Raw genomic sequence first — 24,516 nt, 5'->3', positions numbered from 1 at the left:
GACCCCGACATGAGCGACTTTCAGATCACCCGCGACCCTTTCGGCAAGCTCGTCTACACCGGTGCCGACGGCGTGGCCCACGTGGGCGTGGTACCCGTGCGCGCCTTTCCGATCGCAGCACCCGACGAGGGCCTTTCCATCGTCGGCCCGGACGGCCACGAACTGGCCTGGATCCCGCGCCTGAGCGCCCTGCCCGCCCCCGGACGCGCCCTGCTGGAAACGGAACTGGCGGTGCGCGAGTTCACTCCCACCATCACCCGCCTCCGAGCGGTCTCGACCTTCTCGGTGCCCAGCACCTGGTCTGTCGACACCGACCGGGGGCCCACGGACGTCGTGCTCAAGAGCGAGGACGACATCCGCCGCCTGGGCAATGGCCGGCTGCTGATCGGCACCAGCCACGGCCTGAACCTCGCCATCCCTGACATGGCGGCGCTGGACAGGGCTTCTCGCAGGCTGCTGGAGCGCTTCCTCTGATTCGAAGCGGGGCCTAGGGCAAGCCCGTGGCCGTGGCGGGAATGCGTCCCACGCGTTTTCCCGCGAGATGACGTGAATTGGCGCGAGCAGCGCGCGACATACCCGGATTTGCGGGGACACGCCTTTTGCGAGTCGGTGCACGATTAACACCACACCAACAACGCTTGCCGTAGGGCAGGTAACGCAAAAGGAGTCCCGCATGATCTCGTCTCTGCACTTCCGCCACGCGGCCATTTCGGCTGCCCTGGTCTTCGGCGCTGGCGCTGCCTCTGCGGCCGGGCTGACACTCAACGTCGCCAACAAGCAGGCAAACTCTGTCCAGACCTTCTCGACGTTCGCCCAGGGGCAATTCCGCCAGGTGGGCATCACCTTCACGGCGCTGGGCAATGCCACGGCGGTCACCGGTGTGGCGGGCGCCTACAACCTGCCCATCACCACCATCAGCATTGGCTCCAACCTGAAGGTCGCATCCGGCGCGGCGGTGGGCTCGGCGCTCAAGCTGGACCGCGTCGGTGAAGACGAGGAGACGGGCGAGGAAGTGGCCGTGAGCCTGGTCCTCGCCAACTTCAAGATCGATTACACGCAGAACGTCGTGCTGGCCGACGCCACGCCCAAGGGCGGCGCCACGATCCCGCAAATGCCGCTTTACAAGTTCAACGTCAGCGAGGCGCTGAAGCTGAAGTACGTGTTCCCGTTGACCATCACCGGCCATGAAGTGCTCGACAAGCTCTTCCTGACCCCCGAAGCCAAGAGCCTGTTCATCAGCGCGCTGAAGCTGCCGACGTTCGTGATCCCTCTGCTGGACACGACGGACTTCGGCACCATCGTCAACGACATCAGCACCAAGGCGCGCACCCCGGCTGTCCCGACTGCACCGTACGTGGTGCAGTGAGCCTGCAAGCGGCATACGGTCGCGCTGACGGACGGGGCGACGACCCCTTCCGTCAGCGAGCCGAACTAACCCGAAAAAGGGGGTTCCGCAACGTACCCCGGTTAACCCGAAGGATGCGGTTAACCCTTAAAACCGCCCTTTGGAGAAGCTAGCGGCTTTCCCTCGGAATGGCAGCAAATGTGCCATCTGCACGGTCAGGCCATCGAGTCGAGGGGGGCGGGCGTCCCATCCACGCCGGTGAAGATAGAGCCCATGGAACGAGCCGGTTTGTCAGGCTCGGCATACAAAAGGAGCGCACCATGAGCTTGTCTCTGTCTTTCCGTACTGTCGCTGTTTCCGCCGTTCTGGCCGGCACCGCTGTTTCGGCATCCGCCGCTGGCATCGCCATCCCCGTGAACGCCTTTGTGGCGAACTCGGTCCAGGACTTCTCGATCGAAGCCAACGCCAACTTCCGCCAGGTCGGCATCCAGGTGTCGGGCAAGGGCACGGCCTACGCCAACGCCGACAAGACGAACTCCTTCACCCTGCCGGTTACCAGCATCTCCATCAGCCCGCTGCTGAAGATCCTCTCGGGCACGGCCGTGGGCTCGGCGCTGCAGTTCGACCGCATCGCTGAAGACGAAGAAACCGGCGAGGAAGTCCCGACCCGCCTGACGCTGGCCAACTTCACCATCAACTACACCACCAAGCAGGTGCTGGCCGACGCCACGCCGATGGGCGGCACCACCACCAAGCAGGTTCCCATCTTCAACTTCCAGACGCTGACGCCGCTGGGCCTGAAGTACAAGTTTCCGCTGAACATCACCGGCCACGAAGTGCTGGGTGATCTGGCCCTGACCCCGGAAGCCAAGAATCTGTACAAGGTAACCCTGAAGCTGCCTACCTTCGTGTGGCCGCTGCTGGACACCCTGCGCTTCGGCACCCTGACGCAGGACATCTCGACCAAGTTGCGCTCGACCCCGATTTCGACCAAGCCCTACGTTCCGGCCCCCTGAGCGGCACGACGCTGACGTCACACCGTTGCGGCTGACCGCAACGGGACAGCACACAATGTGATCCGGCTCATCCTGGGGACGCCTCCAGGGCGACCGGATCATTTTCATTGACGACCGCCATGATCATCTACAAGCAAGCCAAGCCCGCGCAGCGTCTGCTGCTGACCGTCGTGACCGGGGCCATCGTGGCCGGTGGCGTGTGGATGCTGATGAAGCCGGATGCGCCCCCTTCCGGCCGCGCCGCCGACGCCAGCCCGAGCGCCGAGGCCGGCCCATCGGGCACGGCCGCCCCGTTCGGCACCGCTGCGGACACCGTGGCGGTGGACGGCCGGCCCGTGCACGTGCAACCCGACGACTGGAAGGCGCTGAACGCGTCGCTTCGCCGCCAGCCCGACCCGCAGGCAGAAGCCCAGCGGATTGCCAGCTACTTGCGCTACCAGCATGACTTCGAGTTCTGGCAATCGACCATCGACTCGAAGAACGTGCGCGCGCGGCACCAGCTGGCAGAGCAGCTCATGGCCCAGTTGCCCGAGCGCGTGGCCAAGGGCGAGTTCACCGGCATGGAGGCCGTGCTGATGGGCACCGTGCTGCTGGGCGATCTGGAGCCGGACGAAGCGCGCCGCCAGCAGCGCATCGACGAATGGACGCAGAAGCTCGCCACCGCGGCGCCGCAGCCGACCGACGAACGGCAACTGGCTGACAAGGACCGCAACACCGCCTACATGCGCAAGCGGGCGGTGGCCTTCCTCGAATGGCAGGCGCTGCCGGCCGGCGAGCGCTCGCAGGACAAGCTGGACAAGGGCATGGACGACGCGCAGCGCTGGTACGCCAGCGGTGCCGAGGACGAGTGACCCCCCGCTTGCCTTGACGTGGCGCAAGGCTCGTCCCGGGGTGATCCGCAGAATCGAATCAGATTCGCGTGTCCTAACCCACCCTTGCTGGAGGCCCCATGCCCGCCACCGTCGTCGCCCCGGAACAAAGCACCACACCCAGAGGCCGTCCTGTTCAGCCGTTCGACGTGCTCGACGCCTGTCACCAGCAGATGGTCACGGCCCTGCAGCGTCTGCAGGACCTGGTGGCCCACCTCGAAGAGACCAAGGGGGTGGACGGCAAGGCGCAGGAGATGGCGCGTGCCATCTTCCACTTCTTCATGGACACGGCGCGCCAGCACCACATCGACGAGGAAAAACACATCTTTCCCGCGATGCTGCGCAGCGGTGACGATGACCTGATCCGCCACACGCTGCGCCTGCAGCAGGACCACGGCTGGATCGAAGAGGACTGGCTGGAGCTGGCCCCGCAGATCGAATCGATCGCAGCCGGCTACAACTGGTACAACCTCGAGCAACTGAGCCTGGCCGTGCCCGTGTTCGTGCAGCTCTACCAGGACCACCTGGCGCTGGAAGAGTCGCTGATCTACCCGGAAGCCAGAAGCCGCATTGCCGAGTGGGACCTCAATGGCATGGGCCGCGAAATGGCCCAGCGCCGCCGCGCCAGGATCTGACCCCGTCCTGCGCAGCCGCCCCACGGCCGGACCCCGCTGCGAGTGCACCGGGTGCCGGCCGTTGTGCTTTCAGCCGAGGCGGTAGGTTTCGAGGTGGATGCTGGTTTCGGTGCTGCTGATGCCGCGGATCAGGCGAATGCGCTCCAGCACCTTCGACAGCCCGGCCAGATTCTCGGCCCGCAGTTCGGCCAGCAGGTCCCAGCGGCCATTGGTGTCGTGCAACGACGCCACACCGGGCTCCCCCAGCAGCTTGCCGATCACCGAGCGCACGTCGTTGCCCTCCACGGCAATGCTCATCCACGCGCGGATTTCGTTCGGTTCGGTGTCGGGGCGCAGCCGCACGGTGTAGCCCACGATCACGCCGCTGTCCTCGAGCTTGCGGATGCGGTTGGTGACGGTGCCGCGCGAGACGCCGAGCTTGCTGGCCACCGTGGCCACATTCATGCGGGCGTCCTGCCGGAGCAGGGAGAGGATCTGCTGGTCGAGGGTGTCCATGTGCAAAACGCCAATCTGATCTAACGATCTGGCAATTGTCTTCGCGTTCTTGCGCAGAGTTGACGATTTTCATTGCCACGGCCTTTGGTCACACTGTGCTCATCCCCCCGAAGCACCGCGACCATGAGCCACCCCACCCTTCTTGCAACCCGCTTTTTGAGCGCACGCGACGCCGTCGAGCTGGTGCGCCGCGACGGCCTGGCCCCGACCCTCTCGGGCATCGCCCGCTGCATCGAAGACGACTTCCGCCGCTGGCCGGCCTTCGACAAGGCGGCCCGCGTGGCCAGCCATTCGCGCGACGGCGTGATCGAGCTGATGCCCATTGCCGACGGGCAGCGCTACAGCTTCAAGTACGTCAACGGCCACCCGCGCAACACCCGCCTGGGCTTGCCCACGGTGATGGCGTTCGGCGTGCTGGCCGATGTGGCCACCGGGGCCCCGACCCTGGTCAGTGAGCTGACGCTGACCACTGCCCTGCGCACGGCCGCCACATCCGTGGTGGCGGCCCGGCGGCTGGTCCGGCCCGACAGCCGCGTGATGGCCCTCATCGGCAATGGCGCGCAAAGCGAGTTCCAGGCCCTGGCCTTCCACCACCTGCTGGGCATCGACACGCTGCGCCTGTACGACGTGGACCCGCAGGCCACCGCCAAGCTGGTGCGCAATCTGGCCGGCACGGCGCTTCGGGTGGTGGTGTGTCAGAACACGGCCGACGCGGTGCGCGGCGCCGACATCGTGACCACGCTGACGGCGGACAAGACGAACGCCACCATCCTGCATGCCGACATGCTGGCACCGGGCCAGCACATCAATGCGGTGGGCGGCGACTGCCCTGGCAAGACGGAGCTGGCGGCCAGCGTGTTGCGGGCCGGGCGCGTGTTCGTGGAATACGAGCCGCAGACGCGCATCGAGGGCGACCTGCAGCAGATGCCGCCGGACTTCGCGGTGACCGAGTTGTGGCAGGTGCTCACCGGCGAGGCGGCCGGCCGCCAGCACCCCGATGAGATCACGGTGTTTGACTCGGTGGGCTTTGCGCTGGAAGATTTCTCGGCGCTGCGCCATCTTCAGGAGGCCGCACAGCGCCACGGCCTCGGACAGCCGCTGGACCTGATCCCCACGCCGAAAGATCCGAAGAACCTCTTCGGGACGCTGGCTGCAGACGGGCCCGGCGCTTGCTGCGTGACCGTGGCCCCTCAACCCGAGACGCAACACGCAGCATGATCCATCCCGACATCCAGGGCGTCACCCTGATCGGCGTGCCCACCGACGTGGGGGCCGGCAGCATCGGCGCCCGCATGGGCCCCAGTGCCCTGCGCGTGGCCGGCATCGCCCAGGCCATCCGAAATTTCGGACTCGATGTACGGGATTCCGGAGATCTGCACGGCCCCGACAACCCGTGGGAGCCCGCCGTGGACGGCTTCCGGCACCTGCCGGAGGTGGTGCGCTGGAACGAGCTCTTGCACGATGCGGTGTTTGCCGAGTTGGACAGCGGCCGCCTGCCCATCGTGCTGGGCGGCGACCATTGCCTCGGCATCGGCTCGATCAGCGCCGTGGCCCGCCACTGCCGCGCCGCCGGCCGCAAGCTGCGCGTGCTGTGGCTGGACGCGCATGCCGACTTCAACACGGCGGCCCTCACCCCCACCGGCAACGTCCACGGCATGCCGGTGGCGTGCCTGTGCGGCCATGGCCCGGAAGCACTGACCCACATCGGTGGCCATGTGCCGGCCCTGTCGCCCGCCGACATCCGCCAGATCGGCATCCGCAGCGTCGATGAAGGCGAAAAGCGCTTCGTGCACGAGGCGGGCATCGAGGTGTTCGACATGCGCTACATCGACGAGATGGGCATGCGCCACACGATGGAACAGGCGCTGCTTGATCTGGATGAACACACCCATCTGCACGTGAGTCTGGATGTCGACTTTCTCGACCCCGACATCGCCCCCGGCGTGGGCACCACGGTGCGCGGCGGCCCCAACTACCGCGAAGCGCAACTGTGCATGGAGATGATTGCCGACACGGGCCGGCTGGCGTCGCTGGACGTGGTCGAACTCAACCCGGCGCTGGACGTGCGCAACCAGACTGCCCAGCTCGCCGTCGACCTGATCGAGAGCCTGTTCGGCAAGAGCACGCTGATGCGCCGCTGACGCCGCTTCCACATCACGACAAGGTCCCATCCCGTCCGCCCATCCCCGCTGAAGTGTCCGACGAAGCCAGGCACGGTTCATGCTATTACCGCCCCCTGCCTGACCGACTACCTTTCCCCCAAGGACCCGACAATGACGCAACCCGGCAAGTGGATTCGACGCGGCGCGCTGATCGCCGTCAGCCTGATGGCTGCTCTGGGCGCACAGGCCCGCAGCTTCGATGACATCAAGAAGGACGGCAAGATCCTCGTCGCCACAGAGGGTCAGTTTCCCCCGTTCAACTACTTCCAGGGCACCAAGCTCACCGGCTTCGAGGTCGAGCTGGCCGAACTGGTGGCGCACAAGATGGGCGTCACCATCGAGTGGAAGGCGCTGGGCTTTGACGCGCTGCTGGCCGGCCTGCGTCAGGACCGCTGGGACCTGGTGATCGCCTCGCACGGCGTCACCGATGAGCGCGCCAAGGCCGTCACGTTCGCGAATCCGCACTACTGCTCGGGCGGTCAGGTGATCGCGCTCGATCCCGCCATCCGCACCGGTGCCGACCTCGCCGGCAAGGTCGTGGCCGTGCAGACGGGCACCACCTACCTCGAGAGCGTCAAGAAGCTGCCCGGCATCAAGGAAGTGAAGAACTTCCCGAAGGACACCGACGCACGCACTGCCCTGCTGAGCCAGCGGGTCGACGCCTGGGTGAGCGACCGCTTTGTGGCCAAGCAGGCTCTGGCCGCCGCCCCGAACGCCGGCATGAAGGCGGGTGAGATGGTCTTCATCGAGCGCATTGCCGCTGCCGTGGCCAAGGGCAACCAGAGCGTGGCCGCGGGCTACAACAAGGCCCTGGCCGAGGTGATGGCCGACGGCAGCTATGCCGCGCTCTCGAAGAAGTACTTCAACGAAGACGTTCGTTGCAAGTAAGCCCGAGGGCCTGACACCATGCTGACCCTGCCTGGCTGGCCCGCCGGCTGGAGCAGGTCGACCCGCAGCAACGCCACCATGGTGGTGGCGAGTGCTGCGCTCGTCCTGTTCCTCTGGCTGATGGCCATTCCCCTGTCGTGGGCGCCCGAGCCCATCGGCCCGGCCGCGCGCGATTTCGCCGACGGCACGCTGATCACCGTCGAGCTCACGATCGTCTCCGGCCTGGCGGGCATCGCCATCGGCCTCGTGGCCGCGATGGGCAAGCTCTCGCGCGTGGCGCCGGTGCGCTGGCTGGCCTCGTTCTACATCTGGGTCGTGCGGGGCACGCCGCTGCTGGTGCAGGTGCTGTTCGTGTACTTCGCGCTGCCCGCGCTGATCCCCTCGCTGCGGCTGAGCGACTTCACCTCGGCCTGCATTGCACTGGCGCTCAACATCGGCGCCTACAACGCCGAGGCCATCCGCTCGGGCATGCAGGCCGTGCCCAAGGGGCAGACGGAAGCCGCCCGCTCGCTGGGCATGTCGGCCTGGCACACCTTTCTCGACATCGTCTTCCCGCAGGCGATGAAGATCTCGCTGCCTTCGCTGGTGAACAACATCGTGTCGCTGCTGAAGGACTCGTCGCTGGCCTACACCATCGGCGTGGTCGAGCTGACCAACGTCGGCAACCGCATCCAGGCTGCCACCTTCCAGCCAATGTCGACGCTGGTGACCACGGCCTGCATCTACCTCGTGCTGACGACCATGCTCACGCAGATCTCGGACGCCATCGAGCACCGCTACGACGTGGAGGGCCGCCGGCCATGAGCACCCCGCAACCGTTCATCACCGTGCAGCAGGTGCAGAAGGCCTTCGGGGCGCATCAGGTGCTGCGCAACGTCAGCACGCATTTCGACGCGGGCAAGGTCACGGTCATCCTGGGCTCATCGGGCTCGGGCAAGAGCACGCTGCTGCGCATGCTGAACCGCCTGGAGAAGCACGACAGCGGCACCATCACCGTCGATGGCATCGAGGTGAGCGACGACGCCAAGGCTTTGAATGCCCTGCGCCGTGAGGTCGGCATGGTGTTCCAGCAGTTCAATCTGTTCCCCCACCTGACCGTGCTCGACAACGTGACGCGCGCGCCCCGCCGTGTGCGTGGCACGCCCAAGGCCGAAGCCGAAGCCAAGGCCATGGAGCTGCTGCGCAAGGTCGGCATGGAAGCCCATGCGCACAAGCACCCGTTTGCACTTTCGGGCGGGCAGCAGCAGCGCGTGGCCATTGCCCGCGCGCTGGCCATGGAGCCCAAGGTCATGCTGTTCGACGAGCCCACATCGGCCCTCGACCCGGAAATGGTCAAGGAAGTGCTGGACGTGATGAAGCAGCTCGCGCGCAGCGGCATGACGATGATCATCGTCACCCACGAAATGGGCTTTGCCCGCGAGGTGGCCGACCGGGTTCTGTTTCTGAACCAGGGCGAGATCCTGCAGGACCGACCGCCCGAGGCCTTCTTCGACCAACAGGACAACCCACGCATCCGAGCCTTCCTCGGCCAGATCGCGCACTGAGCTTCCCTCCCCATTTTCCCCATGCAAAGGCACACCATGATGAAACGTAGCGCCCTGAGCCTGGCCCTGCTGGCCGCCTCCGTCACGTCCCTGCCCGCCCTGGCCCAGTCGGCCAAGGATTTCGAGTTGCTGCGCAACGAGGTGCTGCGCCTGCGCAAGGAACTGGACGAGCTCAAGGGCCAGCAGGCCGCCAGGCCGGCGCCCGCGTCCGCCGTGGTCGCAGCGCCCCAGCCCGCCGCCGACACCGCCGCATTGACCGAGCGCATCGAGCAGGTCGAGCTGAAGCAGAAGGACGCCGTGGTGGCGGGCGACATTCCGGGCAGCTTCCGCCTGCCGGGCTCGGACACGTCCATCAAGCTGTACGGCTATGTGGAAGTGAACGCCGTGCGCGAATTCAAGGGGGCGAATGGCGGCAACGACTACTCGACCTTCCTGCCCTACGCCCCGCTGAACGGCAGCACCGCGCGCAAGGGCGAAACGTACCTGCACGCACGTACCTCGCGCCTCGGCATCGAGACCTCGACCCCGACGGCGTACGGCCCGCTGGGCATCAAGCTGGAAGGCGACTTCAACAACGACCCGCGTCTGGGCGGCTCGGCCGTCAGCGGCGACGTGAAGGCCATCTACACGCAGCAGGCCACGAACTCGTACAACTTCCGCCTGCGTCAGGCGGTGGCCACGTTCGCCGGCTTCACGGTGGGCCAGACCTGGTCGACCTTCATGGACGTGGACAACGCGCCCGAAACGGTCGACTTCAACGGCCCCATCGGTTCGACCTTCATCCGTCAGCCGGTGGTGCGCTACACCTACGCCACGCCGGACCTGGGTGGCTTCACGGTGGCCGTGGAGAACCCGGTGAGCTATGCGCTCGACTCAACGGGCGCGGCCACCAAGTCCGGCTTCTCGAAGACCCCCGATCTGGTCCTGCGCTGGGACAAGGGCTTTGACTGGGGCGCCGCCAGCCTGCGTGGCGTGACACAGCAAGTGAAGGTGGTCGATGACGACGCCGGCACGAACGCCGACAAGCGCGGCTACGGCATCGCCGGCACCGGCCTGATCAAGCTGCGCGGCGGCCAGGACACCCTGAGCCTGGGCCTGACCTATGGCGACGGCGTGGGCCGCTACTTCAACTACCTGGAAGGCGCGATCGTGGACGCGAACGCCAACCGCATCCTGATGGAGCGCGCACTGGGCACCGTGATCGGCTATCAGTACAAGGCCAGCGACACGCTGCGCGCCAACTTCGTGGGCGGCTGGCAGAAAAATTTCCACAACGCCTACACCGACTACGCGCTGACCAACGGCTTCGGCGCGGGCCAGTATGGCGTGAACAAGCGGATGTACCAGCTGCACGCCGGCCTGATCTACAACCCGGTGAAGAACGTGGACCTGGGCGCCGAGTACATCTGGGGCGAGCGCGAGACGCTGGCCGGCGAGAAGGGCTCGCTGTCGCGCTTCAACCTGATGGCGCGCTACACCTTCAACTGATCTGCCAATCCGCCCCATCGCGCGCATGAGTGAACCGTCTTCCCTGCAGCCAGCATCGCCCGTGCGCGCGGGCTCTCGCCACCGCGTCGGCATCGCGGCGCTGGTGTGCGTCACCGTCGTGTGGGGCACCACCTTCCCGGCCATGAAGGCCATGAGCGGCGACCTGCAGGCGCTCGAGATCATCTCGCTGCGCTTTGCGGTGGCGTGCGCCGTGCTGTGGCCCTTCCTGAGGGGCGTGCAGGCGCATGAGCTGCGTTGGGGCTTGCTCATGGGCGCCGTGATGTTCGGGGCCACGGCCCTGCAGGTCAGCGGTCTGGGGCTCACCAGCAGCAACCGCAACGCCTTCATCACCGGGCTGAACGTCGTCATCGTGCCCCTGCTGGCTGCCGGCCTGGGGCAGCGGTTGGGCTGGCCCGTGCTGGCTGGGGCGGCCCTCAGCGTGGTGGGCATGTACGGCCTTTTCTACGAGGCCTCGCCCTGGAGCTTCGGTGACACGCTCACGCTGGCCAGTGCCTTTGTCTACGCGGTGTACGTGCTGCTGTTCGAATACTGCGCGCGCGCGCCCGTGCGCTGCCGGCCCGAGCGGCTGGCCGCCGTCCAGGCGGTCGTCATGCTCGGGCTCGGTGGCGTGGGCGTCGCCTGGCAAGGCGGCGTGCCGGCCGAGGTGCTGGCGCGCGCCGAAGACCACCTCCTGCCGCTGATCTACCTCGGGCTGCTCGCCAGCGCCGGCATCGTCTGGCTGCAGGCCTGGGGCCAGGCACGGGTGCGGGCCGTCGAGGCGGCCCTGATCTACGGGCTCGAGCCGGTCTTCGCCTCGCTCACGGCCATCTGGTACATCAACGAGGTGTTGGCCGGGCGCGCGCTGATCGGCGCCGCGCTCATCGTGCTCGGCGTGATGCTGTCGCAGTGGCCGGCCCGGGCGCCGGACACCGAAGCCGCCCGCGTCTGACCCCCTTTCTTGCCGCGCACACCATGGAACACGATTTCCTCTCTGCCTTCATCGTGCTGCTGATCGTGACCGACCCGTTGGGCAACGTGCCCGTCGTCATCAGCCTGCTGCGCAATGTGCCGCGCGAGCGACGCCTGCTCGTCATCACGCGGGAATGCCTCATCGCCACGGTGATGCTGCTGCTGTTCATGCTGGTGGGCGAGCGCCTGCTGCAGGCCATGCACCTCACCAACGTCTCGCTCGAGATTGCGGGCGGCGTCATCCTCTTTCTGATCGCCCTGGGCATGGCCTTTCCCAGCATGGGCGTGAGCTTCGCGTCGCAGACCACCGAGGGCGAGCCCATGCTGGTGCCGCTGGCCATTCCGCTGATCGCCGGGCCGTCTGCGCTGGCCACGGTGGTGCTGCTGGCGTCGCGCCAGCCGGACCGCGCCTGGTCGTGGACGGCCGCCATCGTGCTGGCCATGGCGGTGGGCTGGGTGGTGCTGGCTTCGGCCGACCGCCTGTCGCGGCGACTCGGACCATCCGGCCTCGTGGCGCTGGAACGCTTCATGGGGCTGCTGCTGTCGGCCATGGCCGTCGAGATGCTGATCTCGGGGCTGCATCGCGCCTTTCCCGCGCTGGCGCCGCTTGCAGCGCAGTGAGGCGCCGGCACCACGCCGAGCGCACTCGACCTGATCCGCATCAGGACTGCAAGCCCCCGCTCGCGCCCTGGTGGTAATAGAGTGTGCAGGTGGCTCAATGGTGAGCAGAAGGACAAGAACCATGACGACCTGCACCACCCTGACGCGCGCGCTGACCGCCGGCGCCATCCTCGTCGCCCTCGCCGGCTGTGCCAGCAACCCGATGACGCCCGACCGCTACAGCGGCCCCGTGCGCGTGATCGCCGGCGATGCCCCCCAGGGCTGCACGTTCCTGGAGCGCATCGAAACAAGTTCCGGGCTGGTGGGCCTGCTGGGGCCTCAAGGCGCCGAGAACGCCCGCCAGACCCTGCTGTGGCAGGCAGACCGGCTGGGTGGCACCCATGTCGTGTGGGACAAGCCCGTGGTGGGCGACCGCCGCACCACGCTATCGGCTCAGGTCTACCGCTGCCCGGACGCCCGCTGAGCATCGGCGAACGGCTTTCAGGCCGGTGCGGGGCTCGGGGCACCGGAAGCCGGCCGACGCGCCAGCCCGTCCAGCACCTCATCCAGCGCCTGGTCCAGTTCGGCCTTGTGCAGCTGAACGGCCGCCTGGTCTTCGGCCAGCAAGGCCGTTTCCAGTGACCGGGCCACGTCAGCCAGTCGCGTGGCCCCCACCGTGGCCGCATCGGCCTTCAGCACATGCAGCACGCGCGCGGCTGCGGGCCAGTCCGGTGCCGTGATCTGATCGGCCAGCCGCCGGGCCACGTCCCGGTGGGCCTTGAAGAAGATGTCCAGCAGCTGCTGGTGCAGCGCAGGGCGGCCACCGCAGTGCAATTCGCCCAACGCGCGGTCGATGCCCGGCAAGGCGGCAGCCGCCGCGGGCGCCGCAGCGGGCGCTGGCACTGGCGAGGGCGCAGCCTGTTGAACCAGGGCCGCCTGGCGACGTCCGTGCCGCCAGCGGCGCAGCGCGTCGATCAGCATCGCCACGCCAAGCGGCTTGGTCAGAACTTCGTCCATGCCGGCCGCCAGGGCGGCCTCGCGGTCGCTGGCCTGGGTGTGGGCGGTGACCGCCAGCACGGGCAGATCGACCCACACCGGGTTGTCGCGAATGCGGCGGGTGGCCTCCAGGCCGTCCATCACTGGCATCTGGATGTCCATCAGCACGACGTCGACCGGTTCGTGCGCCAGGTGATCGAGCGCCGCCTGGCCCTGTTCGGCCACCGTCACCCTGGCACCGGCATCCATCAGCAACTCGGCCGCCACCTGTTGATTGAAGGGGTTGTCTTCGACCAGCAACACGCGCATGCCGGACAGCGCCGCCGCCTTCACGCCCGAAGAACTCGCGGGCGGCGCCGACGGTGTCCGCGCCGCGGCCTCGCCGGGCGCACGGACCGAGGCCGCTCTCGCCCGCTCGGCCAGACGGGCCAGCTCGTGCGCCAGCGCGGTGGTCGAGGCTGGCTGGGGCAGCGCCGCATCGAACAGATTGCCACCGGCCGCCAGCAGCGGCGCCTCGCTGCCCGGCGCACAGGCCAGCAGCCGCCACGGCACCTGCGCCAGTCCGAGTTGCACCACGTCACGGGCCAGGGCGACCACGTCGGTATCGGGCATCAACCAGTTCAAGACGACGACATCCCAGGGCGCGTCCGCAGCGTCGGCCTCGGACAGCGCGCGCAACGCGGCCTCTCGCCCGCTCGCCACCGACGCCGTCAACCCGAGGACGTCCAGTTGCCTCTGCAGCACGCGGGCCGCTTCGGGGTGGGCATGCACCACCAGCACGCGCCAGCTTCGCCACGGCCCGTCCGGCCAGGCAGCGGGGCTCGCCTCCGCAGTGTCCACAGAATCCAGGCTCAGCGGCAGCCGCACCGTGACATGGCACCCGGTGTCGACGTCGCTGCGCAAGGTCAGCGTGCCGCCCATGCGCTCGACCACATGCCGGCTGATGGCCAGCCCGAGCCCCCCGCCACCATGCCGCCGCGTGGCCGAGCCGTCGCCCTGCTGGAACGGCTGGAACACGCGCACCTGGTCTTCCGGCGGGATCCCCGCCCCCGTGTCCCGCACATCGGCCACCAGCCAGCTCGTCTCCGCGCCCGGCCGCGCGGTCATGCGCACCGTCAGGCTCACCTCGCCCGCATCGGTGAACTTCACGGCGTTGTGGCACAGCTTGGTGAGCACTTGGACCAACCGGGGCCCATCGCCCACCGGCCGCTGCGGCCGGTCGAACACCGCATCCAGCACCAGGGCCAGCCCCTTCTGCTGGGCTGGCAGGGCCACGGCACCCATCACCTGGTCCAACACGTCGTCCAGCAAGAAGGCCTTATGCTGCAGCGTCAGACGCCCGCTCTCGATGCCGGAGAGATCCAGGATGTCATCCAGCATGGCCAGCAGCGAGGTGGCCGCCTGCCGCGACTTCTGCAGGTAGTCCCGCTGCTGGGGCGACAGGCTGGTCCGCAAGGCCAGCTCCGTCATGCCCAGCACCGCGTTCATCGGGGTGCGGATCTCGTGACTCATGTTCGTCAGGAAGGCGCTCCTGGCCCGCGCCATGGCCATGGCTTCCTCCCGCGCGTCGATCAAGGCCTGCTCGGTCTGACGGCGCTGGCTCAGGTCGCGAAGCACGATCTGCACCCGCACCACCGCCCCCGCGTGCCCTCGCTCGATCACCGACAGGCTGGCCTCCACGGGCAACACGCCGTCCTGTTGGGACATCGTCAGTTCGCAGCCCACCACCCGGTCCTGCTCGCGCAGCATCTGGCACACCTCGGGCCACGATGGAGACCGCAGCCAGCTCGCCACGGGCAAAGGCGTGGCGTCCTGGGGCTTGCCGCAACCCAGCATCTGGGCCCACGCCGGGTTCATCAGCACGATGCTGCCCGACTCGTCCAGCAGGCCGGCGCCATCGGCCATGTGGCTCAGCACGCCGTCGAGGTGCTGAGTCTGGCGCGCCAGCACCGTGTTGAGCTGGTCACGCTGGGTGGCCAGTTCGTGCGCCACCGCGTCCCGGTGGGCCAACTCCTGGGCCAGTGCCTGCTGAAGCCCCGTGATGCCCCTGGCCAGTCGGTGCAACTCCGTGGCCGGGCGATGCCGTGGCTCGGGCGCCGGCGTCGCCAGGTTGCCGGACAGCAGCGTTCCCAGGTGGTGCGACAACGCCGACACCGGATGCCCGACCCGCCTGCGCACCAGCCAGAACACCAGCCCGCCCATCAGCAGCAACAAGGGCACGACCAGCATCAGAAAGCGTCGGGTCTGGGTCCACACCTCGGCCTGCAACGCGGCCTCATCGAGTGTCAGATGCCAGATGCCGATGACCTCGTCGCCGCCCGGGGCGTGCAGCGGCTCCCGCACCGTCTGCACGCTGCCCCGCGCGGCCACCCCCTCGCGGGCATAGCGCTGGCTCAGGCCGCCTCCCTGAACCTCGGCCGACAGCACCACCGGGAAACGGTGCAGCGCCGCCAGTTGCGCGGCCACCGCCTGGTCGTCCAGCTCCCACAAGGCCCGGGACAGCGCCACCCGGTGCACGGACACCACGGCGTCCAGCAGGGCGCGCTGCTGCTCCGCCTCGTGGTTCTTCTGCACATGGGCCACCAGCAACGCCGCCCCGATGGACAACAGCAGGCTGAAGCCGATCACCCGCCACAACAGCACCCTCGAGAGCGGCGTGATGCGGTCCGGGCCCGGCTCCGGTCGGATCGCGCTCATGGCGAGCCCCCCGCCGCACCCACGTGAACCTTGAACGGGGTGCGAACGAACGCGTCCACCCGCCCGCCGCCGGCCAGGCGCTTCATGGCGAGGTAGGCTGCGCGACCCATCGCGTCGAAATCCAGCTCGACCGCCCCGCCCAGAAGCCCTCGCCGCAGCAGCAGAACCTGCCCGGCCGTCATCGTGCCGATGCCGACGAACACCGCCTCGCCGGCGTTCTCTCTCCGGGGTGCAAGGCCCTGTACGGCCGCCTCGTAGACGGCCACATCGGCCACCGGCCAGTGCCCGACCGAAATCAGCGCATCCACCTTCAACGCGTCGAGCGAAAGCACCATCTGGCGGCGTGCCCGCTCGGGCTGATCGCCGTTGAACCAGGGGCAGCGCGCCAGCTCAGTCCAGCCGCCCTGCCCCTGCAGCCGCGCCGCACCGGCAGTGTCGACCTGCCCGAGCGCGCGACGCACGCCCTTGAGGCGCAGGTCGAGGTTGGGATCATGCGGATCGGCACTCATGAGGCACACCCTGCCGCCGCGCGGCAGCCGCTGACGCACCAGCTCTCCCAGCGTGCGGCCGAAGGCCTCGTTGTCCGGCCCGATGTAACTGCGGCGCAGCGCATGGTGCGCCGCATCCAGATCGGAGTCGAAAGTGACCACCGGCACGCCATCCGCGCGAGCACGGGCGAGCCCGTGCTCTGCCAGGTAGGCCGCGTGCGTGACGGACACCGCCAGCCCGTGAAGGCCCTCTTCCAGGGCCCGCTGAATGGCCGCATCCTGCGCGCGCACATTGGCCGGACCCGGTTCACCCAGATGCAGGCACCGGTCGCCCTGGCGACGCGCTTCCGCTTCACATCCGCGCCACGCCGCCTGAAAGTTCGGATCGTCCACCCGCTTGCCGGCCAGGCCGAAGACCATCCCGGCCGACCAGGCGGGCATGACGCCCCCTGCCCAGCACAGCAGCATCAGCCACAGGCACCGCCGCGTCATGCTCGTTCCATCAGCGTCGCCTGGCCCCTGCCCCATGGCCTGTGGATGCATCCGCATCGGGCACCGGCGCAACCGATTCCGGCTCGTCGGGCGGGGTGTCGAGCGAAGCGCCCGGGTCTTCCTCACCGGCAGCCGACTCACCCGGCACATAGCCGGGCGCCGGGCCCGGATGCGGCTTTGGCCGGTCCTCCTGCTGCGCAGGCGTCATGCCCTGCCGGGATGAGCCTCCCATGGTCTGCCTCCTTGGTGTCGTGACGAGGCCGAAGCCCCGGGTTCGCGCCAGTGTGCAGCCTTGCGCAGCCAGACGGGCTCATGCCCTCGGACGTGCCGAGGTCAGCGTGAGGCTTGCCCGTAGTGGATGGACTGCACCTGCCCCGCGCGCAAACGCACCGTCACAGGCAGATTACCGGGTCCGCGGTCGTAAAGCCACTCTTCCGTCACCACGCAGGGCGCCACGAAGGACCCGAGCCAGGGAGGAACGGGCTGAAACCCCGGTCCTGCGACAGGGGCGCAGTAGGCATCGCTCAGCCGGGGCGCGCCACACCGGTCCATCAGCGTGATGCGCAGATCGCCTTCGGTCACGCTGCCGCCGGTGCACCGCAGCGACTCGGCACCGACGGGCTGCAGCATCGCACCCAAGCTCCACAGCGCCGCGACCTTCCACCACCCGCCCAGCATGACGACCTCGCTTGCCCGTCTGTTCAGACACGCTCGAGTTTCTACAGGATCACGCCGCCGCAGGCAGCGCACCAAAGAAAAAAGCCACCCGATGGGTGGCTTTTGCTGCTTTCGCGCCTGTGTTGCAGCAAGCTGTGCAACACAGTGAAAAATTTGGTGGGCCCTGTAGGATTCGAACCTACGACCAACGGATTAAGAGTCCGCTGCTCTACCAACTGAGCTAAGAGCCCGATTGCGTCGGCTTGCGCCTTGCATTCGTTGCCAACAACTGTGTTGTTAGCGAAGACTTAGATTGTAGCGTGTTTTTCGCTTCGTTCACTGTCTGTTGTGATTTTTCATCACGCTTCAGAGGGTGGTGGGTCGTGCAGGATTCGAACCTGCGACCAACGGATTAAAAGTCCGCTGCTCTACCGACTGAGCTAACGACCCGCCCTGCGAAGCCTTAGATTCTAATACGCTTTTCAGCGTGCGATCAAGCGGTTCAGCATTTCTGCTGCGGCCACCATGCCAAAAGTGGCGGTCACGGTCACGCTCGAGCCGTAGCCATGGCAGTTCAGCGAGCCATCTCCCCCAGGAGAGACCTCACAACTGTCCTGCGGAGGCAACACCGGCTCGCGCGAAAACACGCAGGTCACGCCCAGGCGCCCCTTGCGCACCGCACTGTGGCGTTGGCGCAACCGCTGGCGCAAGCTCGACAGCAAGGGGTCGTGGGTCACGTCGGCCAGATCGGCCACCTCCACACGGTGCGGCTGCGTCTTGCCACCGGCCGCCCCCACGCACACCACCGGCTTGCCATGCGCAGTGGCCCAGGCAGCCAGTGCCGCCTTGGCGCGCACCTGGTCACAGCAGTCGATCACGCCATCCACCTGCGTCGGGTCCAGCAACTCACCGACATTGGCCTCGTCCACGAACTCTTCGATGGCCGTCACGGCGCAATCAGGATGGATAAGCCCAAACCGCTCCTGCAGGGCATGCACCTTGGCCTGGCCCAGCGTCGTCTCCAGCGCATGAACCTGGCGGTTCACGTTGGATTCGGCAATGTGATCCAGGTCGACGAGCACCAGGCCCGCGACCCCGCTGCGCGCCAGCGCCTCGGCCGTCCACGAACCCACCCCGCCCACGCCGATGACCGCGATGCGGGCCGCGCGCAGCCGCTCGTAGCCCGTCACCCCGTGCAGGCGACGCAGACCGCCGAAGCGCCGCTCGGGATCCGGCCGACTCGCCGCAGCCAGCCGCTCGGCAGACGTCAGCGGGGCGTCCAGCACCGCGGTCTGCAATCCGGGCGCGCCTTCCTGCTCATCGGCCATGTCAGCCGCGGGCCTTCTTCGGCGCCGGCTTGGCAGCCGGCATGGTCAGCAGGCGATCACGGGCAGCCTGGGCCGCCTCGGTACTCGGGTACTGCTTGACCAGTTCCTCCAGCGTCCGCCGCGCAGCCTCGTTGTCCTTGAGCTCGCCATGGCAGTTGGCGATGGACAACAGCGACTCCGGGGCACGGGCGTGATCCGGGCTCTTGTCCAGCAACTGCCGGAAGGAGGCAATCGCCTCCTTGTACTGCCGCTGGCCATAGTGGGCGTTGCCGAGCCAGTACCACGCCGACTCACGGTAGCCGGTCGACGGATAGCGCTGAAGCAAGCCATTCAGGCCCGAGATGCCGGCGGCAAAATCGGCCGCCCGCAGACGGGCCAGGGCCTCATCGAAAAGCCGCTTTTCGTCCGGGTCGACCTTGAAGGTCTTGCCGTCCACCGTCAGCGTCTGCGGCTCCAGCTTGCGTACCCGCTCATCCACCGAGGCCTGCGTGTCCTTGAGTTTGCGCTGGACCTCGGCGAGGTCGCGCGCCAGCACTTCATCCTGCCCGCGCTGTCGCGCCAGGTCTGCACGCAGCTGCTCGACCTGGGCATTCATCTCGAGCAGGCTGCGGCGCAGCTGCTCGATCTGTGCGTTGAGCGCACCCAGCTTGCCGGCCATCGCATCGGCATCCTGCGTACGCTGCTGGCGGATGTCGAGGATGGCACGGCGCGCGTCCGTGTCTTCGAACAGGGCGGCCTGGGCAGCCGAGCCGATCAGCGCGGCGGTGATCGCCAACGCCAGCGTACGAAGCCGGAGGGCAAAGGGCGGAAGCAGGGTCATGGTGCGGTCAGGCGAGCGGTGAACGGGCAGGCAGGTGCATCAAGCCGCGGCTCAGCGGTCCTTGATCTCGGCGCGGCGGTTCTGCGCCCACGCTTCCTCGTTGCTGCCCTGGGCGGCCGGACGCTCCTTGCCGAAGCTGACCGACTCGACCTGATCGGCCGAGACGCCCAGCAGCGTCAGCGACTTCTGCACGGCTTCGGCACGCTTCTGGCCCAGCGCCAGGTTGTACTCACGGCCGCCGCGCTCGTCGGTGTGGCCTTCGATGACGACCTTGCGGGTCTTGACGGCGTTCAGGCGCTTGGCGTGGCCGTCGATGGCGCCGCGGAACTCGTCCTTCACCACGAAGCTGTCGAAGTCGAAGTAAACGACGCGGGGCAGACCGCCGGCGTTGGCGCTGTTGTCCGACGGCGGCACCACCACGGGGGCGACGGCGTTCGAGGGCACGGCACTGTCATTGGCCGAGCCGGCGCCATTGGCCGTGGTGATCGGGGCGGGGCCCTTGCCGGCCTGGTCGTCCAGCTTCACGGACGAGCCGCAGCCGGCCAGCCACAGGGCACTGCTGCTCAGCAGGGCCAGGCTCAGGGTGCGCAGCGCAAAACGGGGGGTGATCATGGGTGGTACTCCTTCAGCAAACAGTTGGAATGGGACAGGGTCAGAGGGGGGGCGCAGGCTCAGCGCTTGAGCGGGGGGGCGGCAGGGCCCCACACGGGCTCGCGCACGTCGGCTTGCGGGGTGGTCAGGCGGGCCTTGATGCGACCGTCCAGCGTCGTGGTCATCAGCACGTCGCGGCCGCCGGAGCGGGTCGCATAGATGATCATCTTGCTGTTGGGTGCAAAGCTCGGGCTTTCGTCGTCGCGGGTGTCGGTCAGGGCCTTCACCGTGCCGGAGGCCAGCTCCATCAGGTGCACGCGGAAGGCGCCGCCATCGGTCTGGCCGATGTAGGTCATCCAGCGTCCATCCGGGCTGAGTGCCGGGCTGATGTTGTAGCTGCCCGAGAACGTCACGCGCTGGGCATTGCCGCCACCCGCCGGCATGCGGTAGATCTGGGGGCTGCCGCCACGGTCGCTGACGAAATAGAGCTGGCTGCCGTCGGGCGTCCAGCAGGCCTCGGTGTCGATGGCCCCGCTCTGCGTCAGGCGGCGCAGGCCTTCACCGTCGGCTCCGACCACGTACAGCTGGGAGCCACCATCGCGGCTGAGCGTCACGGCCAGCTGGCGGCCGTCGGGCGACCAGGCCGGCGCGCTGTTCGTGCCCTTGTAGCTTGCCACCACGCGGCGACGGCCGCTCATCACGTCCTGCGTGACGACGACGGCCTTGCCGCCCTCGAACGACACATACGCCAGCTGACGGCCATCAGGCGACCACGCCGGCGAGATGATGGGCTGCACGCTGGTCAGCGGGGCTTGCGTGCCCTCGCCGTCGGCATCGGCCACGACCAGGGTGTGACGCGAACCCACCTTGCTGACGTAGGCGATGCGGGTCGAGAACACGCCCTTGTCGCCGGTCAGCTTTTCGTAGATGTCGTCGGCGATGCGGTGCGCGGCCTGGCGCAGGTCGGCCGCGGGCACGACCAGGCTCAAGCCGCCCAGGTCCTGTCCCTTGACCACGTCCCACAGGTGATAGCGCACATCGTGGCGACCGTCGGCCAGCACGGTGACGGAGCCGGCCACCAGGGCATCGGCCCCCTTGCTTCGCCACTCGCCCATCGCGGGCCGGCTGGTGTCGTCCAGCGCGCTGGCCGTGGCGTCGATGGAGCGGAACAGCCCGCTGCGCTCGAGGTCGGCCTTGATGATGGCCGACAGCGGCTGGGGTGAGCGGGCCTCGTCACGGAAGCGCCCGATGGCGATGGGAATCTGGGTGGCGCCGACGCCCGCGATCTCGACGCGGAACTGGGCCAGGGCCGGCCCGGTCAGCCCGAGCGAGGCGCCGCCGAGCAGGGCCGTCGAACCGAGCAGCCGACCAAGGGCTGCTCGGCGCGGAAGGGATGCATGCATGGGTCGGACTTTGGGAATGGTGAGAACCCTGGATTGTGCCGCACGCACCGTGCGAAGTTCCCTGCGTCCCTGCCCGGACCCTGGGCGAACCGCGTGAAGCTGTGTGAAGCGCCGGGCGCCCTCACCCGTTCACGCCCGCTGTGTCACAGCAGCACGATGTCGTACTGCTCGGGCGACATCGACGGTTCGGTCTGCAGTGACACCGGCTTGCCGATGAAATCGCTCAGGCCGGCCAGGTGGGCACTTTCCTCGTCCAGGAACATCTCGACGACCGCAGCACTGGCCACCACGCGGAACTCGCGCGGATTGAACTGGCGCGCCTCGCGCAGGATCTCGCGCAGGATGTTGTAGCAGACGGTGCGCGGGGTCTTGACCTGACCGCGCCCCTCGCAGGTCGGGCACGGCACGCACAGCAGGTGGGCCAGCGACTCGCGGGTGCGCTTGCGGGTCATCTCGACCAGGCCCAGCGGCGAGAAGCCGCTGACTGTGCTCTTGGTCCGGTCGCGCGCCATCTGCTTGCGAAGTTCGGCCAGCACGGCGTCGCGGTGGTCCTCGCGCAGCATGTCGATGAAGTCGATGATGATGATGCCGCCGAGGTTGCGCAGGCGCAGCTGGCGGGCAATGGCCTGGGCCGCCTCGAGGTTGGTCTTGAAGATCGTGTCGTCGAAATTGCGGGCGCCGACATAGCCCCCGGTGTTGACGTCGATGGTGGTGAGCGCCTCGGTCTGGTCGATGATGAGGTAGCCACCCGACTTCAGGTCGACCCGGCGGGCCAGTGCGCGCTCGATCTCGGTGTCGATGTTGTAGAGGTCGAAGATGGGCCGCTCGCCCTTGTAGTGCGCGAGCTTGCCCACCGCGCTGGGCGTGAACTCCTGGCCGAAGGCCACCAGCGCTTCGTGCTGGATCAGCGAGTCGATGCGGATGGTCTGGACCTGCTCCGTCACCAGGTCACGCAGCACGCGCTGGGCCAGGTTCAGCTCCTGGTAGAGCAGCGTGCCGGGTGGCGCCTTCAAGCCGTGTTCGCGGATGGTGGCCCAGGTCTTGCGCAGGTAGGCGATGTCCATCGCCAGCTCGTCGTCGGTGGCATCTTCGGCGTTGGTGCGCAGGATGAAGCCGCCCGGGCGATTGCGCCCGTCCTTGGCATCGGCCGCGCCGATCAGCTGCGTCATCCGTTCGCGCAACTGTTCGCGCAGTTCCGGCGAGCCGATCTTCTGCGAGATGCCGAGGTGGTCGTCCTGGGGCAGGAAGACGAGCAGGCGACCGGCCACGCTGATCTGCGTCGACAGCCGCGCGCCCTTGGTGCCGATCGGGTCCTTGATGACCTGCACCATCAGGGTCTGCCCCTCGTGCACGCGCTTTTCGATCGGCGTCTGCACGTCGGCCGAACGCGAAGCAGGCCGCACCGACGGGTCTTCGCGATGCAGATCGGCCACGTGCAGAAACGCCGCGCGCTCCAGGCCGATGTCGATGAAGGCCGACTGCATGCCGGGCAACACCCGCACGACCTTGCCTGCGTAGATGTTGCCAACCAGCCCGCGCTCCAGCGTGCGCTCGACGTGCAGTTCCTGCACGGCCCCGCTTTCGATGAGGGCCACACGGGTTTCCTGGGGAGTCCAGTTGATGAGAATGTCTTGGGATGCAGGCATGGGGGCAATTTACCCCATGCCGCGCAGGGCCGTGTTTGTGAGCACATGCCACCCCGGCTCACCGGCCTTGGCCGAGGCCAGGAGGCCCGCCGCCACCTGGCTGGCGGCCACGGGTTTGTACGGGGCAGGCATCAGCCAGCCCAGCGCCAGCCCCACCCGCTCACCAAGACGGAACGTGGGCCGCGCGCCCGCCAGCAGCGAGGGCTGGGCCACCGACACGTGTTCGAACCCGAGTTCACGCACCGCTTCCTCCAGTTCACCCTTGACGCGGTTGTAGAAGACCCGGGACGTGGCCCGTGCGCCCACGGCGCTCACCAGCAGCGCGCGCTGTGCCCCCTGCGCGCGGGCCAGCTGCATCACCTCCAGCGGGTAATCAAGGTCGACGCGACGAAAGGCCGGCCGGGAGCCCGCCTGCGCGATCGTGGTGCCCAGTGTGCTGGCCACCCAGTCTGCATCGAACCACTCGGTGTGCTGCGCAAGCCGCTCGAAGTCGATCACCCCGATGCGCAGCTTGCCCACGCCCGGCATGGCCTGCGGCGCGATCCTCAGCAAGGCTTCGGCCGACACAGGTCGGCGCACCAGCGCCCTCACCTCGCCGATGTCGGGGTCGGCCAGCAGGCGGCAGAGCAATTCATGGCCGACCAGCCCGGTGCCACCGACCAGCAGCACGGTGGGACGCCGGGCCTCGGTGCGATCCAGCGGGTCCGGGTGGGAAGCGGGCATGGCAGGCTCTGGTGACGAACGCGATCAGAACGACCAGCCGAGCGGCTTGAGCAGCTCGGCGGTCTCGTACAACGGCAGCCCCATGATGCCGCTGTAGCTGCCGTCGATGTGTTCCGTCCACGCGCCCGAACGGCCCTGAATGGCATAGGCGCCCGCCTTGCCCATCGGTTCACCGCTGGCCACGTACCGCTCGACTTCGGCATCGTCGAGGGCGCGCCAGCGCACGTGTGAGGTCGACAGGCGCAGCGCCCCTTCCACCACCACGGCGGTCAGCACGCGGTGTGACTGGCCGGACAGCCGGCGCAACATGCGGGCGGCATCGGCGCCATCGACGGGCTTGCCGAGGATGGCTGGGCCCAGGGCCACCGTGGTGTCGGCGCACAGGATCGGCGCCGCGGGCCACGCTGCGGGGTCCTGCGCCTGTCGACGCGCCAGTCGGTCGAGTGCGGCCTGCCATTTGGCGTGGGTCACGCGCTGCACGTAATCCTCGGGCGACTCGTCCTCACGCTCGTGCTCGAGCGCTTCGGCGTCTTCATCGGCATCCGGCAACAGCAGCACGTGGCGCACGCCCAGCTGGTCCAGCAGTTGCCGGCGACGGGGGCTTTGCGAGGCCAGATAGAGCCAGGGATGCGCCGGAGCGCTGTGCGAGAGTGCGTCAGACATG

General features: G+C 68.1%; 26 protein-coding genes and 2 tRNA genes. 14 read left to right on the top strand and 14 right to left on the bottom strand.

All coding sequences use genetic code 11. From position 1 onward, the window contains the following. Positions 1 to 9: 9 nt before the first annotated feature. The 5 genes from DEH84_RS05145 to DEH84_RS05125 all read left to right on the top strand — a co-directional run bounded on the left by DEH84_RS05145 (position 10) and on the right by DEH84_RS05125 (position 3,865). Positions 10 to 474, top strand: a complete 465-nt coding sequence (locus DEH84_RS05145) for a cyanophycin metabolism-associated DUF1854 family protein (RefSeq protein ID WP_109035372.1) — start codon at positions 10 to 12, stop codon at positions 472 to 474. A gap of 199 nt (positions 475 to 673) precedes the next feature. After that, the gene (locus tag DEH84_RS19265) at positions 674 to 1,366 is read left to right on the top strand and encodes a hypothetical protein (protein WP_179950617.1); all 693 of its coding nucleotides are present in this window, start codon (positions 674 to 676) and stop codon (positions 1,364 to 1,366) included. A 299-nt stretch (positions 1,367 to 1,665) separates the two neighbouring features. Further along, positions 1,666 to 2,361 carry a hypothetical protein gene (locus DEH84_RS05135; RefSeq protein WP_109035370.1) on the top strand — a complete coding sequence of 232 codons (696 nt, stop codon included), beginning with the start codon at positions 1,666 to 1,668 and terminating at the stop codon, positions 2,359 to 2,361. A gap of 119 nt (positions 2,362 to 2,480) precedes the next feature. Continuing rightward, positions 2,481 to 3,212 (top strand): hypothetical protein, encoded by a 732-nt coding sequence (locus DEH84_RS05130; protein ID WP_109035368.1) that lies wholly within the window; start codon positions 2,481 to 2,483, stop codon positions 3,210 to 3,212. A 98-nt stretch (positions 3,213 to 3,310) separates the two neighbouring features. Further along, a complete protein-coding gene (locus DEH84_RS05125; RefSeq protein WP_109035366.1) occupies positions 3,311 to 3,865 on the top strand; it encodes a hemerythrin domain-containing protein in 555 nt (184 codons plus the stop codon). 69 nt (positions 3,866 to 3,934) lie between these two features. Here the strand turns inward: DEH84_RS05125 and DEH84_RS05120 are convergent, their stop codons facing one another. Further along, positions 3,935 to 4,360 (bottom strand): Lrp/AsnC family transcriptional regulator, encoded by a 426-nt coding sequence (locus DEH84_RS05120; RefSeq protein WP_109035364.1) that lies wholly within the window; start codon positions 4,358 to 4,360, stop codon positions 3,935 to 3,937. Positions 4,361 to 4,483: 123 nt separating this feature from the next. Here DEH84_RS05120 and ocd point away from each other — a divergent pair, with 123 nt between their 5' ends. The 9 genes from ocd (at position 4,484) to DEH84_RS05075 (ending at position 12,495) form a co-directional block, all read left to right on the top strand. Next, positions 4,484 to 5,578, top strand: a complete 1,095-nt coding sequence (ocd, locus tag DEH84_RS05115; protein ID WP_109035362.1) for an ornithine cyclodeaminase — start codon at positions 4,484 to 4,486, stop codon at positions 5,576 to 5,578. After that, complete coding sequence (gene rocF / locus DEH84_RS05110; RefSeq protein ID WP_109035360.1) at positions 5,575 to 6,501, top strand: arginase; 927 nt, start codon at positions 5,575 to 5,577, stop codon at positions 6,499 to 6,501. Before ocd ends, rocF begins: the two co-directional genes overlap by 4 nt. A 132-nt stretch (positions 6,502 to 6,633) precedes the next feature. Continuing rightward, positions 6,634 to 7,410 carry an ABC transporter substrate-binding protein gene (locus DEH84_RS05105; protein ID WP_109035358.1) on the top strand — a complete coding sequence of 259 codons (777 nt, stop codon included), beginning with the start codon at positions 6,634 to 6,636 and terminating at the stop codon, positions 7,408 to 7,410. An 18-nt stretch (positions 7,411 to 7,428) separates the two neighbouring features. After that, positions 7,429 to 8,214 (top strand): amino acid ABC transporter permease, encoded by a 786-nt coding sequence (locus DEH84_RS05100; RefSeq protein WP_109035356.1) that lies wholly within the window; start codon positions 7,429 to 7,431, stop codon positions 8,212 to 8,214. Next, positions 8,211 to 8,954 (top strand): amino acid ABC transporter ATP-binding protein, encoded by a 744-nt coding sequence (locus DEH84_RS05095; RefSeq protein WP_109035354.1) that lies wholly within the window; start codon positions 8,211 to 8,213, stop codon positions 8,952 to 8,954. The genes DEH84_RS05100 and DEH84_RS05095 overlap by 4 nt, the downstream gene beginning before the upstream one ends. 36 nt (positions 8,955 to 8,990) lie before the next feature. Next, the gene (locus DEH84_RS05090) at positions 8,991 to 10,442 is read left to right on the top strand and encodes a DcaP family trimeric outer membrane transporter (protein ID WP_109035352.1); all 1,452 of its coding nucleotides are present in this window, start codon (positions 8,991 to 8,993) and stop codon (positions 10,440 to 10,442) included. A 25-nt stretch (positions 10,443 to 10,467) separates the two neighbouring features. Beyond that, positions 10,468 to 11,391: a DMT family transporter gene (locus DEH84_RS05085; RefSeq protein WP_109035350.1), complete on the top strand. Its 924-nt coding sequence runs from the start codon at positions 10,468 to 10,470 to the stop codon at positions 11,389 to 11,391. A 23-nt stretch (positions 11,392 to 11,414) separates the two neighbouring features. After that, entirely contained in the window at positions 11,415 to 12,032 is a 618-nt protein-coding gene (locus tag DEH84_RS05080; RefSeq protein WP_109038230.1) for a MarC family protein, read from the top strand. 121 nt (positions 12,033 to 12,153) lie between these two features. Continuing rightward, positions 12,154 to 12,495 (top strand): DUF4156 domain-containing protein, encoded by a 342-nt coding sequence (locus tag DEH84_RS05075; RefSeq protein ID WP_109035348.1) that lies wholly within the window; start codon positions 12,154 to 12,156, stop codon positions 12,493 to 12,495. 17 nt (positions 12,496 to 12,512) lie between these two features. Here DEH84_RS05075 and DEH84_RS05070 read toward each other — a convergent pair whose 3' ends face one another. From DEH84_RS05070 to DEH84_RS05015, 13 genes are all read right to left on the bottom strand, one after another. Further along, complete coding sequence (locus DEH84_RS05070; RefSeq protein ID WP_109035346.1) at positions 12,513 to 15,704, bottom strand: hybrid sensor histidine kinase/response regulator; 3,192 nt, start codon at positions 15,702 to 15,704, stop codon at positions 12,513 to 12,515. Continuing rightward, positions 15,701 to 16,684, bottom strand: coding sequence for a substrate-binding domain-containing protein (locus tag DEH84_RS05065; protein ID WP_245932689.1), 984 nt, complete (start codon positions 16,682 to 16,684; stop codon positions 15,701 to 15,703). Before DEH84_RS05065 ends, DEH84_RS05070 begins: the two co-directional genes overlap by 4 nt. A 10-nt stretch (positions 16,685 to 16,694) precedes the next feature. Next, entirely contained in the window at positions 16,695 to 16,916 is a 222-nt protein-coding gene (locus tag DEH84_RS19070) for a hypothetical protein (RefSeq protein WP_159098868.1), read from the bottom strand. A gap of 101 nt (positions 16,917 to 17,017) precedes the next feature. Beyond that, positions 17,018 to 17,362: a DUF2845 domain-containing protein gene (locus DEH84_RS05060; RefSeq protein WP_109035344.1), complete on the bottom strand. Its 345-nt coding sequence runs from the start codon at positions 17,360 to 17,362 to the stop codon at positions 17,018 to 17,020. Positions 17,363 to 17,516: 154 nt separating this feature from the next. Continuing rightward, positions 17,517 to 17,592, bottom strand: a tRNA-Lys gene (locus DEH84_RS05055). Between the two features lie 123 nt (positions 17,593 to 17,715). Then, positions 17,716 to 17,791: transfer RNA gene (locus DEH84_RS05050), tRNA-Lys, on the bottom strand. Between the two features lie 32 nt (positions 17,792 to 17,823). Beyond that, positions 17,824 to 18,669: a tRNA threonylcarbamoyladenosine dehydratase gene (locus DEH84_RS05045; protein ID WP_109035342.1), complete on the bottom strand. Its 846-nt coding sequence runs from the start codon at positions 18,667 to 18,669 to the stop codon at positions 17,824 to 17,826. Position 18,670: 1 nt separating this feature from the next. Further along, positions 18,671 to 19,489 (bottom strand): tol-pal system protein YbgF, encoded by an 819-nt coding sequence (ybgF, locus tag DEH84_RS05040; RefSeq protein WP_109035340.1) that lies wholly within the window; start codon positions 19,487 to 19,489, stop codon positions 18,671 to 18,673. A gap of 51 nt (positions 19,490 to 19,540) precedes the next feature. Next, positions 19,541 to 20,101 (bottom strand): peptidoglycan-associated lipoprotein Pal, encoded by a 561-nt coding sequence (gene pal, locus DEH84_RS05035; RefSeq protein WP_109035338.1) that lies wholly within the window; start codon positions 20,099 to 20,101, stop codon positions 19,541 to 19,543. A gap of 59 nt (positions 20,102 to 20,160) precedes the next feature. Further along, positions 20,161 to 21,483, bottom strand: a complete 1,323-nt coding sequence (tolB, locus tag DEH84_RS05030) for a Tol-Pal system beta propeller repeat protein TolB (protein WP_109035336.1) — start codon at positions 21,481 to 21,483, stop codon at positions 20,161 to 20,163. A gap of 143 nt (positions 21,484 to 21,626) precedes the next feature. Further along, complete coding sequence (rng, locus tag DEH84_RS05025) at positions 21,627 to 23,129, bottom strand: ribonuclease G (protein WP_109035334.1); 1,503 nt, start codon at positions 23,127 to 23,129, stop codon at positions 21,627 to 21,629. Positions 23,130 to 23,138: 9 nt separating this feature from the next. Beyond that, complete coding sequence (locus DEH84_RS05020; RefSeq protein ID WP_109035332.1) at positions 23,139 to 23,852, bottom strand: NAD(P)H-binding protein; 714 nt, start codon at positions 23,850 to 23,852, stop codon at positions 23,139 to 23,141. Between the two features lie 24 nt (positions 23,853 to 23,876). Further along, a complete protein-coding gene (locus tag DEH84_RS05015; protein WP_109035330.1) occupies positions 23,877 to 24,515 on the bottom strand; it encodes a Maf family protein in 639 nt (212 codons plus the stop codon). Position 24,516 lies beyond the last annotated feature (1 nt).

Source organism: Aquabacterium olei (assembly GCF_003100395.1).
Lineage (GTDB): Bacteria > Pseudomonadota > Gammaproteobacteria > Burkholderiales > Burkholderiaceae_C > Aquabacterium > Aquabacterium olei.
The sequence above is the reverse complement of the archived record's forward strand: the minus strand, read 5'-3'. Positions and strand labels throughout refer to the sequence as shown.